The sequence below is a fragment of the Glutamicibacter sp. V16R2B1 genome (assembly GCF_005774635.1).
Classification (GTDB): Bacteria; Actinomycetota; Actinomycetes; order Actinomycetales; family Micrococcaceae; genus Glutamicibacter; species Glutamicibacter creatinolyticus.
In genome coordinates, this window is record NZ_VATX01000017.1 from 146495 (window position 1) to 162064 (window position 15570).

A 15570-nucleotide genomic window follows, 5' to 3' on the forward strand; every position below is an offset into this window, starting at 1 on the left:
GCCACGGGGCCCTGGCCTTTCTCCCCCGCCCGGTCCGGCAGCGCCAGCAGGCTCAAAGGAGGCCGGTGGCCAGGCTTAAAGGCCCGCAGGGGCCCGAAGCCATGCGGCTTCGGGCCCCTGCGGGGTGTTCCGGTGACGGTGTGACCGTACCGCGTCCGCCTTAGTTGGCGGCAGCGATCTGGCGCAGCACGTACTGCAGGATGCCGCCGTTGCGGTAGTAGTCGGCTTCACCGGGGGTGTCGATGCGCACTACGGCGTCGAACTCGGTGACCTTGCCGTCTTCGGCGGTGGCGGTGACCTTCACGGTCTTCGGGGTCGAGCCGTTGTTCAGCTCGGTCACGCCGGAGATCGAGAAGACCTCGGTGCCGCTCAGGCCCAGCGAGTCCGCGGACTCGCCCTCGGGGAACTGCAGCGGCAGCACGCCCATGCCGATCAGGTTCGAGCGGTGGATGCGCTCGAAGGACTCGGTGATCACGGCCTTGACACCCAGCAGCGCGGTGCCCTTGGCGGCCCAGTCACGCGAGGAGCCCGAACCGTATTCCTTGCCGCCCAGGACCACCAGCGGGGTGCCGGCGGCCTTGTAGTTCTCCGCCGCATCGTAGACGAAGGACTGCGGGGCGCCGTCCTGGGTGAAGTCGCGGGTGAAGCCACCCTCAACGCCGTCCAGCAGCTGGTTCTTGATGCGGATGTTGGCGAAGGTGCCGCGGATCATGACCTCGTGGTTGCCACGGCGCGAGCCGTAGGAGTTGAAGTCCTTGCGGTCCACACCGTTCTCGATCAGGTAGCGGCCAGCCGGGGTGTCCGACTTGAACGAACCTGCCGGGGAGATGTGGTCGGTGGTGACCGAGTCGCCCAGCTTCAGCAGCACGCGGGCGCCCTCGATGTCCGAGACCGGTTCCGGGGTCTTGGTCATGCCCTCGAAGTATGGGGGCTTGCGCACGTAGGTGGAGTCCTCGGCCCATTCGAAGGTCGAACCCTCCGGGGTCTCCAGGGCGCGCCAGCGGTCGTCTCCGTCGAAGACGCCCTCGTAGCCCTTGGCGAACATGCCCTCGTCGATCGACGAGTCGATGATCTGCTGGACCTCGGTCGGCGAAGGCCAGATGTCCTTCAGGAACACCTCGTTGCCGTCCGCGTCCACGCCCAGGGCATCGGTTTCGAAGTCGAAGTCCATGGTGCCAGCCAGGGCGTAGGCGATGACCAGTGGCGGGGAGGCCAGGTAGTTCATCTTCACGTCCGGGTTGATGCGGCCTTCGAAGTTGCGGTTGCCGGAGAGCACCGCGGTGGCGGCCAGGTCGTTGGCGTTGATGGCCTCGGAGATCTCGGCGTCCAGCGGACCGGAGTTGCCGATGCAGGTGGTGCAGCCGTAGCCGACGACGAAGAAGCCCAGCTTCTCCAGGTACGGCAGCAGGCCGGACTTCTCGTAGTACTCGGTGACGACCTTGGAGCCCGGGGCGACGGAGGTCTTGACCCACGGCTTGGACTTCAGGCCCTTGTTGGCGGCGTTGCGCGCCAGCACGGCGGCGGCCAGCATCACCGAGGGGTTCGAGGTGTTGGTGCACGAGGTGATGGAGGCGATCGAGACCAGGCCGTGGTCGATGGTGAACTTCTCACCGTTCTCGCGGGTGACCTCCACGGCGGTGGACGGACGTCCCACACCCTGGCCGTCGGTGGCATCCGAAACGTAGTTGTGGATGTCCTTGCGGAACTGTTCCTTGGCGCTGGAGAGTTCGATGCGGTCCTGCGGACGCTTCGGGCCGGCGATGGAGGGAACCACGGTGGACAGGTCCAGCTCCAGGTATTCGCTGAAGCGGATCTCGCGGCTCGGATCGTGCCACATGCCCTGTTCCTTGGCATAGGCCTCGACCAGGTCGATGTTCTCCTGGCTGCGCCCGGTCAGGCGCAGGTAGTCCAGGGTGACGTCGTCGATCGGGAACATGGCGGCGGTGGAGCCGAACTCCGGGGACATGTTGCCGATGGTGGCACGGTTGGCCAGCGGCACCTCGGCCACGCCCTCACCGTAGAATTCGACGAACTTGCCCACCACGCCGTGCTTGCGCAGCATCTCGGTGATGGTCAGCACCACGTCGGTGGCGGTGGCGCCGGCCGGGATCGAGCCGGCGAGCTTGAAGCCGACCACGCGCGGGATCAGCATGGAGACCGGCTGGCCGAGCATCGCTGCCTCGGCCTCGATGCCGCCCACGCCCCAGCCCAGCACGCCCATGCCGTTGACCATGGTGGTGTGCGAGTCGGTGCCCACACAGCTGTCCGGGTAGGCGCGCAGCACGCCGTTGACCTCACGGGTCATCACGGTGCGGGCCAGGTACTCGATGTTGACCTGGTGCACGATGCCGGTGCCCGGGGGCACGACCTTGAAGTCGTCAAACGCGGTCTGGCCCCAGCGCAGGAACTGGTAGCGCTCACCGTTGCGCTGGTATTCGATCTCCATGTTGCGCTCGATGGCGCCCTCGAAGCCGAAGGTGTCGATCTGCACGGAGTGGTCGATGACCATCTCGGCCGGAGCCAGCGGGTTCACGCGGGTGGCGTCGCCGCCCAGGTCCTCGACGGCCTCGCGCATGGTGGCCAGGTCGACGACGCAGGGCACACCGGTGAAGTCCTGCATCAGCACGCGGGCCGGGGTGAACTGGATCTCGACGTTCGGCTGGGCCGAGGGATCCCACTGGCCCAGCGCGTTGACGTGGTCCTTGGTGATGTTCGCGCCGTCTTCGGTGCGAAGCAGGTTCTCCAGCAGAACCTTCAAGCTGTAGGGAAGGCTGTCCGAGCCTTCGACCTTGTTCAGTCGGTAAATTTCGTATTCGGTTCCATTGACGTCAAGTACGCCCTTGGCACCGAAGCTGTCCACATTGCTCACTGGGACTCCTCTCGCCAGACTTCATCTTGATGCACGCGCACACTGTCATTCCAGTTAGGCGCTCCTAACTGAGATGGTCATGCTAGTTCCGCGGCAGAGCTAGTCCCAGTCTAGCCGCTTTGGCCCGTTTTTCCCCGCCGAGCACCACAAATCACGTTAATTTCACGCCCAAGCACCCGAAAGTGACGTTCAGCGGCGTTCGAAGAGCCCGATCGTTTCCATATGGTGGGTGTGCGGGTACAAATCGTGCACCTCGACGTGCCCTAATTCGTAGCCGCGGGCGGCCAGCCGGGCCGTGTCGCGGACAAAGGACGCCGGGTCGCAGGAGACGTAGCAGATCCGCGGCACGCCGCTGTTGCCCAGCTCCGCGGCGACCTTCTTGTCCACCCCGGCGCGCGGCGGATCAAGCACCACCGCATCCAGGCGTTCTGCGGCCAGCTGGCGCAGCATCCGCTCCACCCGCCCGCGGATCACCCGCGCCTGGTCCAGGGCGCGCAGGTTGCGCTTGGCGTCGCGATGGGTGCCCGGGGCGCCCTCGATGCTGAACAGCGCCCCGGCCGCGCCCACCCGCTGGGCCAGCGGCAGCGAGAACAGCCCGGCCCCGGCATACAGGTCCGCGATGCGCTGTCCCGGGCGCGGGTCGACCAGCTCCAGCACGCGTTCGGTGAGCACGGTGGCCGCCTGCCGGTGGATCTGCCAAAACCCCTCCCCGGTCACCCGATAGCGGTGGCCCAGCACGGTCTCGGGCAGCCAGGAGTGTCCGCGCAGCTGGTGCAGGGCACCCTGCCCGTCCGCCGCCGCCCCGGTGCCCTGGCTGAACGCCGCGACGTTCAGCGCCTCGGGCAGCTGGCGGGCCACCCGCACCGCCGCCTCCGGTTCGGCCTCTGCCAGCAGCACCAGCACGGTGGCGTCATCCGCGCTGGACACGGCCACCTCCACCCGGCTGATCCCGGAGTAGTCCACCTGGTAGATCCCGCTGTTCTCGATGCCCGGGTGGGCCAGCGGCATCTGCTCCAGCGCGGTGAGCCGGTGGCTGCGGTGCGCGCTCATCGCCAACGCGCCCTGCCCGTTCACCGCGTAGGCCATCCGGGTGCGCCAGCCCAGCCCGTCGCGCTCCCCCGGCACCGGCTGCACGCCGGTGAAGCCGATCTGCTTTGCGTCCACGCCGGCCAGGCGCTGCAGCTGTTCGGCGAGGATCCGCCCCTTCAGCTCCCGCTGGTGGCCAAGGCTGATGTGCCCGAACTCGGCCCCGCCCACCGGGTCATGGTGGGCCAGCGCGTCGGCCGGGTCCCAGAAGTGCGCCACCCGGTGCTCGCTGGGCTCGAGCACCTCGGTCACATCGGCCCTCCAGAACTTCGCCTCCGGTTCGGCCTCGGTCAGCCGGGCCCGCACCAGTTCGCCGGGTATCGCGTGGCGCACGAAGATCACCCGGCCCTCATGGCGGGCCACGCAGTGCCCGCCGTGGGCGATGGGCCCGATGCGCAGTTCAAGGGTTGGGGTGCTGGGCATGGTTGTCCTTTGCGGTTGCTCGTGCGGGATTCGGCCGGTGGCCGGCGGGGCTTAGCGGTGGGCGCTGGATTCCTCGGTGGTGCCGCTGGCGGAGCTGAGCAGGCGCCAGGGCACCGAGGCGACCACCACGCCCGGTTCGTGGTGCAGCCGGTTCTTCACCCGCACCGCGGTCTGGTTGTGCACCAGCTGCTCCCACCAGTGGCCGACCACGTATTCGGGGATGTACACCACGATCAGATCGCGCGGGGATTCGCGGCGGATGGAACGGATGTGGTCGATCAGCGGGTCCACGATGGTGCGGTACGGGGAGGCCAGCACGGTGATCGGCACCGGGATCTGCAGCCGCTGCCAGTCGCTGAGCGTGCGCTCGGTCTTCTCGCTTTCCACATCCACCATGATCGCCTCCAGCTTGGAGGGACGCGAGGCGCGGGCGAAGGCGATGGCCCGCAGCACCGGCTTGCGCACGGTGGAGACCATCACCAGGGCGTGCACCCGGGCCGGCAGCGCGGCCGCCTGGTGGTCCTGGCTGACCGCCAGCTCCGCATCCACCGCCCGGTAGTGGCGGTTCAGCGACTCCATGACCGCCATCAGCAGCAGGATGCCGATCACCGCCAGCCAGGCGCCGTGGGTGAAGCGGGTCACCAGCACGACCGCCAGCACCAGGGCGGAGAGCACCAGGCCCACCAGGTTCAGCAGCCGCTTGCGGTGGATCGCGGCGCGGGCGTTGCGGGAGGGGACCTGCACCAGGCGCCGGGACCAGTGCCGCAGCATCGCGGCCTGGCTGAGCGTGAAGGAGACGAACACGCCCAGCACGTAGAGCTGGATCAGGATCGTGACATCCCCGTCGAACGCGAAGATCAGCACGATCGCGGCCACCCCCAGGGAGAGGATGCCGTTGGAGAAGCCCAGCCGGTCCCCGCGGGTGCGCAGCTGGCGGGGCAGGTAGCCGTCGGTGGCCAGGTGGCTGGCCAGGTTCGGGAAGGAGTTGAACGCGTGGTTCCCGGCCATCAGCAGCACCCCGACGGTCAGCACCGCCACGCTGCCCACCCCGATCACCGAACCGAACACCGCGTCGGCCAGCTGGGTGAGCACCGGGGCCTGACTGTACCCGGCCCCCACCGGCACCCCGTCGGCCAGCAGGTTCGCCTGCGGGTCGGCGACCACCTTCACCCCGGTGGCCCGGGCCAGCAACAGGGTGCCGAAGGTCAGCACCCCGGAGAGCAGCCCGATCACCAGCAGGATCCGCCCGGCGTTGCGGGCCCGCGGCTTGGTCAGCGTGTGCACGTTGGAGATCGGCACCTCGATGCCGGTCAGCGCCGCCGAACCGGTGGAGAACGCGCGCAGGATCAGCAGCGCGCCGGTCAGCCCCTGCAGCCCGGTGGCGAACTGGGCCTCCGGGCGGATTTCGTAGCCGGCGCTGGGCGCGTCGCCCAGGTTGCCGCTCAGGGCCAGCACCGCGCCGACCGCGATCATCAGCAGCATCCCGCCGACGAACAGGTAGACCGGGATCGCCAGCGCCCAGCGTCCCTTGCCGCGCCCGCGCAGGTTGCCGAACACCAGCACCGCCACGATCGCCGCGGCCACCAGCGCCCGATGTTCCTCCAGCGCCGGGAACACCGCGCCGACGTACTGGGCGGCGGAGGTGCTGGAGACCGCCACGGTCAGCACGAAGTCCACCAGCAGCGCCGCGGCGACCGCGGTGCCCGGGCGCGGCCCCAGGTTCGCGCGCACGATCTCATAGTCCCCGCCGCCGGAGGGGTAGGCGGCCACCGACTGGCGGTAGGACAGCACCAGCACCAGCAGCACCGCCAGCACCGCCAGGCCCACGGCCGGGGAGAGCAGGGTGGCGGCCACCCCGGCGGTGGCCAGGGTCAGCAGGATCTCATCGGGGGCATAGGCCAGCGAGGACAGGGCGCTGGAGGAGAAGATCGGCAGCGCGATTTTTGGCGGCAGCGGTTTGCGTTTCAACCGCTCGGTGCGAAACGGCTTGCCCACCAGCAAGCGTTTGACACCATCAAAGAATGCAGGCACGCATCAACGGTATAACAGCACGCGCGGCATGCTGAAGTCTCTGCCGCCCACACCCAGGCGGCAGGGGCAAAACGTGGCAGACTAATGCAGTGCCGGTTTTGCCCGGCACGCCCCGGGCCGGCGCCCGGGAAGGATGGCAGCGAACCTAAGGAGTATGCGATGGCCCACTTCGTGATCATGGGCTGCGGCCGGGTCGGGGCGACACTGGCCCTGACCCTGGACGCGGCCGGGCATTCGGTCACGGTCATCGACCAGAACGAGCGGGCCTTCGGCGCGTTGGGCGAGGACTTCTCCGGGGACACCGTCACCGGGGTCGGCTTTGACCGCGACACCCTGGAAGCGGCGCGCATCCGTGAGGCCTACGCCTTCGCCGCGGTCTCCAGCGGGGACAACTCCAACATCCTGGCCACCCGGGTGGCGCGCGAAACCTACAACGTGCAGCACGTGGTGGCGCGCATCTATGACCCGGGCCGCGCCGAAATCTACCAGCGCCTGGGCATCCCCACCGTCGCGGCGGTGCGCTGGAGCGCGGACCAGGTGCTGCGCCGGATCCTGCCCGAACATTCGATGCGCGGGGACTTTCGGGAATCCTCCGGCCGGCTGATGCTCACCGAGGTGGCGCTGCATGCAGACTGGTACGGCCACCAGGTCAAGTCCCTGGAGCGGGCCGCCGGGGTGCGCATCGCCTACCTGACCCGGTTCGGGGAGGGCATCATCCCGCAGAGCAACACCCGGCTGCAGGGCGGGGACCTGGTGCACGTGATGATGCGCGTGGACGAAAGCAGCGACGTGGAAAAGATCCTGGCCACCGCCCCGCGCCAGGCACAGGACTAGAACGGAGAGCCACATATGAAGGTGATGATTGCCGGTGCCGGCTCGGTGGGTTCCTCCATCGCGCGCGAACTGCTGAACAACGGGCACCAGGTGCTGATCATTGACCGTGACCCGGATCCGGCCGAGCAGCAGGAGCTGCCCGAGGCCCGCTGGCTGCGCGGGGACGCCTGCGAGCTGGTCGTGCTGCAGCGCGCCGGGCTGGACGATTTTGACGTGGTGGTTTCGGCCACCGGTGATGACAAGGCCAACCTGGTGATCTCGCTGCTGGCCAAGAGCGAGTTCGGGGTGCGGCGCACCGTGGGGCGGGTGAACAACCCGAAGAACGAGTGGATGTTCGACGACGCGTGGGGTGTGGACGTGGCGGTCAGTACCCCGCGGCTGATGACCGCGCTGGTCGAGGAGGCCGTGGAGGTCGGAGACCTGGTGGAGCTGCTGAGCCTGAAAAGCGGGGCGGTGCACCTGGTGGAATTCACCGTGCCCCACGATTCGGCGCTGATCGGGCGCACCATGGGACGGGTCCCGTGGCCCGAGGACACCACCATGGTCTCGGTGGTGCGCGACAAGTCGCCCTTCCCGCCCACCCGTGACGACGTCATCGAGGGCGGGGACGCGCTGTTCTTCTTGACCACCGAAGAAGCGCGCGAGCAGCTGCGCAAGGTGCTGCGCGAAACCCGGCGCTGAGCGCGCCGGCTAGTCCTGCTGTGCCGTGATCTGGCTGGCGGGGCGGGAAATCATCCATGCGAACCACAGACCCGCCGCGTACAGCGGCACCCCCATCACCAGGCGGCTGATGCCCAGGGCCACCACCTGGTCGGTGAAGTACAGCGGAAGCTGCACGGCCAGCCGGGCGGCGAACACCGCGGCCATGATCCAGGTGGCGATCGCATAGCGGCGCAGCCGTGCGGGCTGCTGGCGCCAGTCGGTGCCCTCCTGGCGCAGGAACCCGTAGAGCACCCCCAGCAGCGGCCACTTGATCGCGATCGAGATCACCATTGCCAGCAGGTAGGCTCCGACAATGAAGAATCCGGGAACGTAGTAGTCCTTGGCCTCCCCGCTGCTGCGCGCGGCCAGCGCGCAGATCAGGATGCCCACCAGCCCACTGACCGACTGGGTGAGCGAGGAACGCTTGACCAGCCGGGCAATCATGAACACTGCGCCCACCGCGATCGCGGCGATCAGCGCCACGTCCAGCTGCCGGGTGAGGGCGAAGAGCAGCACAAACAGGAATCCGGGGACCACGGTTTCCAGCACCCCGCGCACTCCCCCGATGCTGGCCATCACATCGATGTGCCCGGCCGCGTTCTTGCTCAGGTGAGCCGAGGATCCCAGGCGCTGTGCCAGCGACGGGTCCGGTTCACCACGGGTGCCGGGCTGCTCGGGGGAATCTGGCGTTTGGGTCATCTCACTCGCATTCAGTGTCAAAGGGGCCGCCGGGGCGGCTAGGCCTGCGGGCGTTCCTGCGGCAGGATCAGGTAGCGCGGGTTGTGCACCGTGGGAACCTGGTCCACCAGGCTCAGCATCCCCGAGTAGCGGATCTTCACCCCGGGCTTGATCCCCGGCACCCGCTTCTGGCCCATGAACAGCAGCCGCACGTGCGGGGCGGTGCGCCGACGCACCCCTGGGCTGGCCAACTGGTCCACCACGGTCGCGGTCAGCCGCGGCGCCTCCCCCGGCGGCACATGGGTCACCGACTGGATATAGCCGGTGTGTTCGATGCGACCGCGTTCGGGCATCTGTTCCAGGTTCTGCAGGTGGCGGACCGTGGCGCTCTGCGGCAGCGCACTGACCGAAACCTGTGTCTTGCCAACCATGTCAGCGTTCCGTTCCAGCTAGCCGATCTGCGTGATTTCCGGCCCGCGTTCCGGGCGCTGCACCTCGGGCTGCCCGGCCGGGGCCTCGGCGCGGGTGGTGGCATTGCTTGGCACGTTCAACGGCAGCAGCTCACGCGGCGGCAGCGGCCGGTCCCCGCGGTCCACCACGACCTGGCGCACCAGTTCCTCCACGGCCTTGGAGGCCTGCTCGTCGGAGATGGCCGCGCCGCCGATCACGACCCGCAGGAACCAGCGCGGCCCGTCGATGCCGATGAAGCGCAGCGCCACGTGTCCGGCCCGGCCGTCGGGCAGCTGCTGCGGCACCTTGGCCAGCAGCTCCTTGCCGTAGTCGCCATCGCGGGTGAAGATCTCCCCGTTCTGGCCGGTGATGTCCTCGGCGATCTTGCTGGAGATGCCCGGCCAGAGTTCCTCGGACTTCGAACGGGCGAACGCCTGCAGCTGCACGCGCGATTCGGCCAGTTCCAGGGACAGCGAAATCACCCGTTTGGTCTGGTCCTCGATGTCCATGCGAACCTTCAGGCCGGTCATCGGCTTGATCAGCAGGGAACCGAAGTTCAGGTAGTCGTCCGGGTTGTCAATGTCCTTGATGTCGAACGGTCCGGTCACCGGCTGCGGGGTGCCGGGGGCAGCGTCCTGCGCGTCGGTGCCGGAGGCAGCGTCCTGCGCGTCGGTGCCGGAGGCCGCCTGCTGGGTCGCACCGTCTTCAACCGGCTGCTGTTCCTGCTGCCGCTTCTTGCGCTTGAAAAACATCTCGTCCTTAAAACTCTTGTGGTTTACCTCTAGGGTACTTAGTTCGAGCTGAACCCGCCCGTTGAACCGAATCCGGCGGCGCCGCGCACCGTCTCATCCAGGGAATCCACGACGGTGAACTGGGCCTGCTCCACCTTCTGGATCACCAGCTGGGCGATCCGGTCCCCACGCTGCACCTCGAAGGTCGCGTGCGGGTCGGTGTTCAGCAGGGTCACCATGATTTCCCCGCGGTAGCCGGCGTCCACGGTGCCCGGCGCGTTCAGCACGGTGATCCCGTGCTTGGCGGCCAGGCCGCTGCGCGGGTGCACCAGGCCAACGTAGCCGTTCGGGATGGCCAGGGCGATGCCGGTGGGGACCAGCGCGCGCTGCCCGGGGGCCAGCTGCACCGCTTCACGGGCGCGCAGGTCGGCCCCGGCGTCCCCGTGGTGGGCGTAGCCGGGGGTGGGCAGCCCATCGTCAAGCAGTTTGATGGCGATCTGCAGGCTTGGTTCACTCATGGGTGGTGTTTCGTCTTCCGTTGCATCCGGCAGTGGCTTCACTGTGCCGCGGGGCGGGCAGGAGCACTGCCTGCGGCACCTGAACAACTCTAGCGCCTCGGGCTTCGCCTGTGGTGGGCCGGGGACGGATTGCCCATAGTTCTTTACCGGTGGGTCGGCGCTGCGGGCGGGCTGGGCGGCACGCACAGGTTCAGCGCCTAAAATGGACGGCATGAGTATTGCGAGCTCCGGTGAGTCGACCGTGCTGTTCAACGAAAAACTGTGGCCTTCGGCCGGAACCTGGATTTGGCCGCTGCTGCTGGCCTTGACCGCGGGGGTGGCCCTGGCGCCGATCGGAGTGGCCTGGGGAATCCTGGCCGGGGTGATCGCCTTTGTGGTGATGACGGTAATCCTGATGCTGAACACCCCGCAAATCACGGTGACCGAGGATTCGGTGCGGGTGGGCCGGGCGAACATTGAACGCCAATACGTTGGCGAGGTCATCGGCTACCGCGGCCAGGAGGCCTTCGAGCAGCGCGGCCAGAAGCTGCACGGGCTGGCCTACATGAACCTGCGCGGCTGGGTGGATGCCGTGGTGAAGCTTGAGATCACCGACCCGCGCGACCAGACCCCGTACTGGCTGACCTCCACCCGCCGCCCCGAGGAGCTCACCCGCGCCCTGGGTGGTGTGATGAACGCCTACCGGCAGCCCGACGAGGTGCCCGCGGCCGAGGACGTCACCGCCGAGGATCAGGCCCAGCCGGAATCGCGCTCCAACCACGGGGACTCCCAGGGCCAGTAGCCTACCGACGGCGATCGCCACCAGATACAGCAAGCCGCCCAGCACTTGCCCTCCCCCTGACGGGGATGCAGTGCTGGGCGGCTTCGGTGGTTAATGGGTCGGGCCCGGATCGGGCGCGCTCACGCGGGGACTCGGGTTAGTCTTCACACTCGGTGCAGAACATCTGCGCGCCGTCCTGGCGGGCCAGCTGGGAGCGATGGCGGACCATGAAGCAGGAGGCACAGGTGAACTCGTCGGACTGCTCGGGCATGATTTCGACGCTGAGTTCCTCCTGGGTGACCTCGCCGCCGGGAAGCACGAACCCTTCGGCCAGGTCCGTTTCATCCTCGTCGATCAGGGTCGCCTGCTTCGCCGTCCGCCCGGCGTTCAGATCCGACAGCTGCCTGGCCGTCTCGGATTCCTCCTGCTTTTCGCGCGGTGCGTCGTAGTCGGTAGCCATTGAAGTATCGTTCTCTTTTCCTTGACGGATGTGCAACAACTCGTGGCGGTACACTACACCACCACTGGCACGCGTGTATAACGTCCTAGACGGCAAAAAATTCCCCGGATCCGGCCTGGAAGGGCGTTCTTCGCCCGCCAGGCCAAGGAAATCGCGCCACACCCTTGGCGGTAATAGGAATTCCGGGCGTTGAGTGGCAAAGTTTTACTCAGGAAATAAACCGTGTGGAGGGTAGTAATGCGTCAGCTGAGACTGGTAGGAATACATGAAAATGGTTCCAGCCTGCAGGTCAGCAGTGACGACGGGATGAGCTTTGAGCTGCCCGTCGACGATGCACTGCGCAGCGCCATGGCCGAAATCGCCCGCGCCCGTGCACCGCGCAACCGTGAACAGTCCTCCGACCACTCGCCGCGGGAAATCCAGGCCCGGGTACGCGCCGGCGCCTCGGCGTATGACCTGTCGGTGGAGTGGGATGTGCCGATCGAGCAGATCCTGAAGTACGAGGGCCCGGTGCTGGCCGAACGCGCCCACATTGCCGAACTGGCGCGCCGCGTGGAGGTTTCCGGTCCGCAGACCGATGCCGAGTACCGTGAGGCGTTTGGCGAGGAGCCGGCCGACCTGGGTGCCATGGTCACCCACCGGCTGGGCCAGCTGGGCATTGATGCGGAGTCGGTGCAGTGGGATTCCTGGAAGGACCCGGAGGGCCAGTGGCTGGTGACCGCCATCTTCAACTCCCCGCTGCACGAGGGCAACGTTGAGTCGCTCTCCGAGGAGAACCAGGACGACTCCCCCAACGTGGCCAAGTGGTCCTACCATCCGCAGCGGCGCACGCTGCGCAACCTGAACCGCTGGGCCCAGACCCTCAGCGAGCAGGCGGCCCCCGAATACTTCTCCACCATCACCCCGGTGGCGGTGGAGTCCCCGGCCGCCGAGACCCCCGGGGAGGCGGCGCCCACCCAGCCTGGCGACAGCGAGGAACTGGTGGAGCTGCTCAACGCCCGCCGCGGCCAGCGTTCGGGCAAGGACGAGGACTCCGACGAGCGGCTGAATGAGATCATCGACCGGAACCTGAACAACTATGGGCAGGACGATGAGGACGAGGGCCTGCCGCACCTGCCGCAGACCATTTCCACCCGCACCTCGCAGCTGACCGTGCTCACCCACGACTCGTCCAAGGACAAGCCGAAGCCCGAGCCGACGTCCGAAGAGGATGCCAACGCCCGCAAGTCCAAGCGTTCCTCCGTGCCCAGCTGGGATGACATCATGTTCGGACGGCGCAAGAAGGACTAGGGACCTGGTCCGTACACCACCCCGGAACGCTGAAGGACGATTCCCCGGCAGCCAGTTGGCTGCCGGGGAATCGTCCTTTGCTGGCCCCCGTGGTGGGGTGGCCCGGGGTTATTCGGTGTACAGCTGCAGCAGCGGCACCAGGCGTTCAGCGGTGGTCAGCGATCCGTGCTGCCCCACCATCTCAAAGGCCTTCGGGTTCACCCGCCGCCCGTCGTAGAAGGCGATGGACTCGGCGGCCAGGATCATCAAGTCCCCCAGCCGTTCGGCCACCGCGTCGCGCATCGGCCCGAACAGGCCGTGCTGGATCGCTTCCTGGCGGGTCAGCACCCAGGCCTTGGTGCCGTAGCGGCGCTGCCAGGCCTCCCGCACCCGGGCGCGCACCGCATCGCTGGTGGCGGCGGCGAAGCTCAGCTGCACCCCGCGCGGCTCCCCGCTGGTCAGCTCCACCCCTTCAATCAGTTCCGGTTCCCGGCTGTAGTCGATGCGCTGGCTGGCCGGCACGTCCACCATGCCGTGGTCCCCGGTGATCAGCACGCTGGTTTGCGCCGGCAGCCGGGACACCATGGTCTTGAGCGTATAGTCCAGCTCCTCCAGGGTCTGGCGCCACTGGTCCGAATCCACCCCGTACTTGTGTCCGGCCTTGTCCAGCTCGTTGAAGTAGGTGTAGACCAGCGCGTGGCGGTGCGCGTCGAAGACCTCGGTGGTGGCCCGGCTGCGCGCGGCCAGGGAGGTGGCGGCGACGAACTGGGGCCCGCGCAGGGCCGCCCGGGTCAGTGCCGAATTCTCGAACAACGCCAGCGAGACGCTGGCGGTGTGCACCCCGGCGTCGGCGACCTGTTCGAACACGGTGCGGTTCGGCTGCCAGGCCAGCGGGTCCAGGTCCGCGGGCCAGCCGCCCAGCTGGTTCACCGTCCGGCGCCGCTCCGGGTCGATCACGTCGTAGCCGAGCATGCCGTGTGCGCCGGGGGCCAGCCCGGTGCCCAGGCTGCTCAGCGAGGTGGCGGTGGTCGAGGGGAAGCCGACGCTCAGGCGCTGGGCCTTGTCGAACAGGCGGCGCAGGAAGGGGGCGTGGGCGATGTTCGACTTCAGCTGGTTCCAGCCCAGCCCGTCGATCATCACCACATTGACCCGGCGGGTGGACTTCAGCCCCAGCGGGTTCTGGAATCCCGGCACACCCAGCGCGTGCGCGGCCGAGGGCAGCACCTCGGCCAGGGTCTGGGTGCCGTAGGGGGCGGGGGCCGGCAGCGCGGTGGCGGGCACGGGCAGGGTCGGGTCAGGCACGATGAATCCCGGCCCTAGAAGTCGGTGGCCTGGCGCAGGCGGACCGCGAAGCTGCGGGCCTTGTTGACCGCGTCCTGCCCGTCGGCTTCGGCGCTGACCCGGATCACCAGGTCCTCGGGCTGCGCGGTGCCGGTCACCCCGTGGTCGGCGTCGCATTCCGGGTCCGCGCAGGCGGCGGGGGTCAGGTCCAGGCGGGTGGTGCCGTTCCAGGACAGCCCGAAGGTCAATTCGCGCACCGCGTCCCCGCTGCGGTAGTGCTGGGGCTGGTGGAAGACGTAGCTGGTGGCCACCGAGGCGATGCGCTTCAGGGAGATCATTTCGGTGGAGACCTGGGCGACGACCTGCTGGCCGTGGTCATCGAGCTGCTGGTCATCCACGTGGATGATGAACAGCGAATTGTCGCTGAGCACCAGCACGGTGATGTGGCGGTGCACCTCGGTGCGGTCGAAATGGGTTTCCAGGTGGACATAGTGGTCCAGGATCGGCCGGGTGTACATCGCTTCGGACAGCACGTCCTGGATCATCTGCGGATAGAAGCCGGCCCGGACCAGATCCTGCTGCAGTTCAGCGGCTGCAGTGGTCGAATACGATGGAGAACTCATGCCTTAAGTTTACCCAGTGCACCCGACTCTTACCTATGAGCCGCCCGCCCGGTGCGCCCCGCCCACCGGTTTGGTAGGTTCGAAGGATGAAGCAAATCGGTGGGGCGCACATCGCGCGGGCCATGGCACGCGCACGTCACAAGGCGGGACTGGGATGAAGCGCTGGCTGCTGCTGGCGCTGGCGGTGATCGCCGAGGTCAGCGGGTCGCTGTCCATGAAGCTGGCCCTGGACGCCCCGGCGTTGTACCTGGTGACCGCCGCCGGGTACATTGTGGCCTTCGCCGCGCTGGCCGCCACGCTGCGCGCGGGCATGGCCCTGGGCGCGGCCTACGGCATCTGGGGTGCGTGCGGGGTGGCGCTGACCGCGCTGCTCTCCCACCTGCTCTTCGCCGAGCCGCTGACCCCGGTGATGCTGCTGGGGATGGGGTTGATCATTGCCGGGGTGCTGCTGGTCGAGTTCGGCTCGCAGCTGGCCGCCGCCCGCCAGGGCACTGCCCCGGCCCCGCGCGGAAGGTCCGGGGCATGAGCGCCTGGCTGCTGCTGATCCTGGCGGTCATCGCCGAGGTGAGCGGCACGCTCTCGCTGCGCATGGCCACCCACGGTTCGCGGCGTTGGCTGCTCCCGATGGTGTTCAGCTACCTGGTGGCCTTCAGTTCGCTGGCCACCAGCCTGGCGCTGGATATGCCGCTGGGCCTGGCCTACGGGGTGTGGGCCGCCTGCGGGGTGGCGCTGACCGCGCTGCTGAGCTGGCTACTGTTCAAGGAGCCGACGAGATGGGTGATGTCGCTGGGGATCGTGCTGATCGCCGGCGGGGTGGTGCTGATCAACACCGGCGCCCCGGCCTGAGCCGGGGCA

At 68.1% G+C, this 15570-nt stretch carries 16 protein-coding genes; 6 read left to right on the forward strand and 10 right to left on the reverse strand.

Annotated features, from left to right (window positions below; all coding sequences use genetic code 11):
- Window positions 1-160: 160 nt before the first annotated feature.
- The 3 genes from acnA to FDN03_RS13590 all read right to left on the reverse strand — a co-directional run bounded on the left by acnA (window position 161) and on the right by FDN03_RS13590 (window position 6409).
- Window positions 161-2869 carry an aconitate hydratase AcnA gene (gene acnA / locus FDN03_RS13580; protein ID WP_138177966.1) on the reverse strand — a complete coding sequence of 903 codons (2709 nt, stop codon included), beginning with the start codon at window positions 2867-2869 and terminating at the stop codon, window positions 161-163.
- Between the two features lie 189 nt (window positions 2870-3058).
- A complete protein-coding gene (locus FDN03_RS13585; RefSeq protein ID WP_138177967.1) occupies window positions 3059-4378 on the reverse strand; it encodes a TRAM domain-containing protein in 1320 nt (439 codons plus the stop codon).
- A gap of 51 nt (window positions 4379-4429) precedes the next feature.
- Window positions 4430-6409, reverse strand: coding sequence for an APC family permease (locus FDN03_RS13590; RefSeq protein WP_138177969.1), 1980 nt, complete (start codon window positions 6407-6409; stop codon window positions 4430-4432).
- Between the two features lie 159 nt (window positions 6410-6568).
- Here FDN03_RS13590 and FDN03_RS13595 point away from each other — a divergent pair, with 159 nt between their 5' ends.
- Window positions 6569-7243, forward strand: a complete 675-nt coding sequence (locus FDN03_RS13595; protein WP_054821578.1) for a TrkA family potassium uptake protein — start codon at window positions 6569-6571, stop codon at window positions 7241-7243.
- Between the two features lie 15 nt (window positions 7244-7258).
- Window positions 7259-7924, forward strand: a complete 666-nt coding sequence (locus FDN03_RS13600) for a TrkA family potassium uptake protein (protein ID WP_138177971.1) — start codon at window positions 7259-7261, stop codon at window positions 7922-7924.
- Window positions 7925-7933: 9 nt separating this feature from the next.
- Here FDN03_RS13600 and FDN03_RS13605 read toward each other — a convergent pair whose 3' ends face one another.
- Genes FDN03_RS13605 through dut form a run of 4 tightly spaced genes read right to left on the reverse strand, consistent with a single transcriptional unit; the run spans window position 7934 to window position 10322 of the window.
- Window positions 7934-8644: a DUF3159 domain-containing protein gene (locus FDN03_RS13605; protein WP_138177973.1), complete on the reverse strand. Its 711-nt coding sequence runs from the start codon at window positions 8642-8644 to the stop codon at window positions 7934-7936.
- A 38-nt stretch (window positions 8645-8682) separates the two neighbouring features.
- Window positions 8683-9054 carry a hypothetical protein gene (locus tag FDN03_RS13610; RefSeq protein WP_138177975.1) on the reverse strand — a complete coding sequence of 124 codons (372 nt, stop codon included), beginning with the start codon at window positions 9052-9054 and terminating at the stop codon, window positions 8683-8685.
- 18 nt (window positions 9055-9072) lie between these two features.
- Window positions 9073-9825: a DUF3710 domain-containing protein gene (locus FDN03_RS13615; protein WP_138177977.1), complete on the reverse strand. Its 753-nt coding sequence runs from the start codon at window positions 9823-9825 to the stop codon at window positions 9073-9075.
- 38 nt (window positions 9826-9863) lie between these two features.
- A complete protein-coding gene (dut, locus tag FDN03_RS13620) occupies window positions 9864-10322 on the reverse strand; it encodes a dUTP diphosphatase (protein ID WP_138177979.1) in 459 nt (152 codons plus the stop codon).
- Window positions 10323-10533: 211 nt separating this feature from the next.
- Here dut and FDN03_RS13625 point away from each other — a divergent pair, with 211 nt between their 5' ends.
- Window positions 10534-11103, forward strand: coding sequence for a DUF3093 domain-containing protein (locus FDN03_RS13625; RefSeq protein ID WP_138177981.1), 570 nt, complete (start codon window positions 10534-10536; stop codon window positions 11101-11103).
- Window positions 11104-11239: 136 nt separating this feature from the next.
- Here FDN03_RS13625 and FDN03_RS13630 read toward each other — a convergent pair whose 3' ends face one another.
- Window positions 11240-11542 carry a DUF4193 domain-containing protein gene (locus FDN03_RS13630; protein WP_138177983.1) on the reverse strand — a complete coding sequence of 101 codons (303 nt, stop codon included), beginning with the start codon at window positions 11540-11542 and terminating at the stop codon, window positions 11240-11242.
- 237 nt (window positions 11543-11779) lie between these two features.
- On the opposite strand from FDN03_RS13630, the gene sepH reads away from it, so the two are divergent.
- Window positions 11780-12832, forward strand: a complete 1053-nt coding sequence (gene sepH, locus FDN03_RS13635) for a septation protein SepH (RefSeq protein ID WP_138177984.1) — start codon at window positions 11780-11782, stop codon at window positions 12830-12832.
- A gap of 108 nt (window positions 12833-12940) precedes the next feature.
- Here sepH and FDN03_RS13640 read toward each other — a convergent pair whose 3' ends face one another.
- Both FDN03_RS13640 and FDN03_RS13645 read right to left on the reverse strand, forming a co-directional pair.
- Window positions 12941-14113, reverse strand: coding sequence for a nucleotide pyrophosphatase/phosphodiesterase family protein (locus tag FDN03_RS13640; RefSeq protein ID WP_138177986.1), 1173 nt, complete (start codon window positions 14111-14113; stop codon window positions 12941-12943).
- A gap of 14 nt (window positions 14114-14127) precedes the next feature.
- Window positions 14128-14715: a DUF5998 family protein gene (locus FDN03_RS13645; RefSeq protein ID WP_138177988.1), complete on the reverse strand. Its 588-nt coding sequence runs from the start codon at window positions 14713-14715 to the stop codon at window positions 14128-14130.
- Between the two features lie 154 nt (window positions 14716-14869).
- Here FDN03_RS13645 and FDN03_RS13650 point away from each other — a divergent pair, with 154 nt between their 5' ends.
- Together FDN03_RS13650 and FDN03_RS13655 are read left to right on the forward strand one after the other, a co-directional pair.
- Window positions 14870-15241, forward strand: a complete 372-nt coding sequence (locus tag FDN03_RS13650; RefSeq protein WP_138177990.1) for an SMR family transporter — start codon at window positions 14870-14872, stop codon at window positions 15239-15241.
- Window positions 15238-15561, forward strand: a complete 324-nt coding sequence (locus FDN03_RS13655) for an SMR family transporter (RefSeq protein ID WP_138177992.1) — start codon at window positions 15238-15240, stop codon at window positions 15559-15561. The genes FDN03_RS13650 and FDN03_RS13655 overlap by 4 nt, the downstream gene beginning before the upstream one ends.
- The last annotated feature ends 9 nt before the right edge of the window (window positions 15562-15570 follow it).

Bases quoted from the DNA above. Each gene is read 5' to 3' on its own strand.
- FDN03_RS13615 (WP_138177977.1), bottom strand. From the start codon at position 9,825: ATGTTTTTCAAGCGCAAGAAGCGGCAGCAGGAACAGCAGCCGGTTGAA.
- FDN03_RS13625 (WP_138177981.1), top strand. From the start codon at position 10,534: ATGAGTATTGCGAGCTCCGGTGAGTCGACCGTGCTGTTCAACGAAAAA.
- FDN03_RS13650 (WP_138177990.1), top strand. From the start codon at position 14,870: ATGAAGCGCTGGCTGCTGCTGGCGCTGGCGGTGATCGCCGAGGTCAGC.
- FDN03_RS13610 (WP_138177975.1), bottom strand. From the start codon at position 9,054: ATGGTTGGCAAGACACAGGTTTCGGTCAGTGCGCTGCCGCAGAGCGCC.
- FDN03_RS13605 (WP_138177973.1), bottom strand. From the start codon at position 8,644: ATGACCCAAACGCCAGATTCCCCCGAGCAGCCCGGCACCCGTGGTGAA.
- sepH (WP_138177984.1), top strand. From the start codon at position 11,780: ATGCGTCAGCTGAGACTGGTAGGAATACATGAAAATGGTTCCAGCCTG.
- FDN03_RS13595 (WP_054821578.1), top strand. From the start codon at position 6,569: ATGGCCCACTTCGTGATCATGGGCTGCGGCCGGGTCGGGGCGACACTG.
- FDN03_RS13585 (WP_138177967.1), bottom strand. From the start codon at position 4,378: ATGCCCAGCACCCCAACCCTTGAACTGCGCATCGGGCCCATCGCCCAC.
- FDN03_RS13645 (WP_138177988.1), bottom strand. From the start codon at position 14,715: ATGAGTTCTCCATCGTATTCGACCACTGCAGCCGCTGAACTGCAGCAG.
- FDN03_RS13655 (WP_138177992.1), top strand. From the start codon at position 15,238: ATGAGCGCCTGGCTGCTGCTGATCCTGGCGGTCATCGCCGAGGTGAGC.
- FDN03_RS13630 (WP_138177983.1), bottom strand. From the start codon at position 11,542: ATGGCTACCGACTACGACGCACCGCGCGAAAAGCAGGAGGAATCCGAG.
- FDN03_RS13600 (WP_138177971.1), top strand. From the start codon at position 7,259: ATGAAGGTGATGATTGCCGGTGCCGGCTCGGTGGGTTCCTCCATCGCG.
- dut (WP_138177979.1), bottom strand. From the start codon at position 10,322: ATGAGTGAACCAAGCCTGCAGATCGCCATCAAACTGCTTGACGATGGG.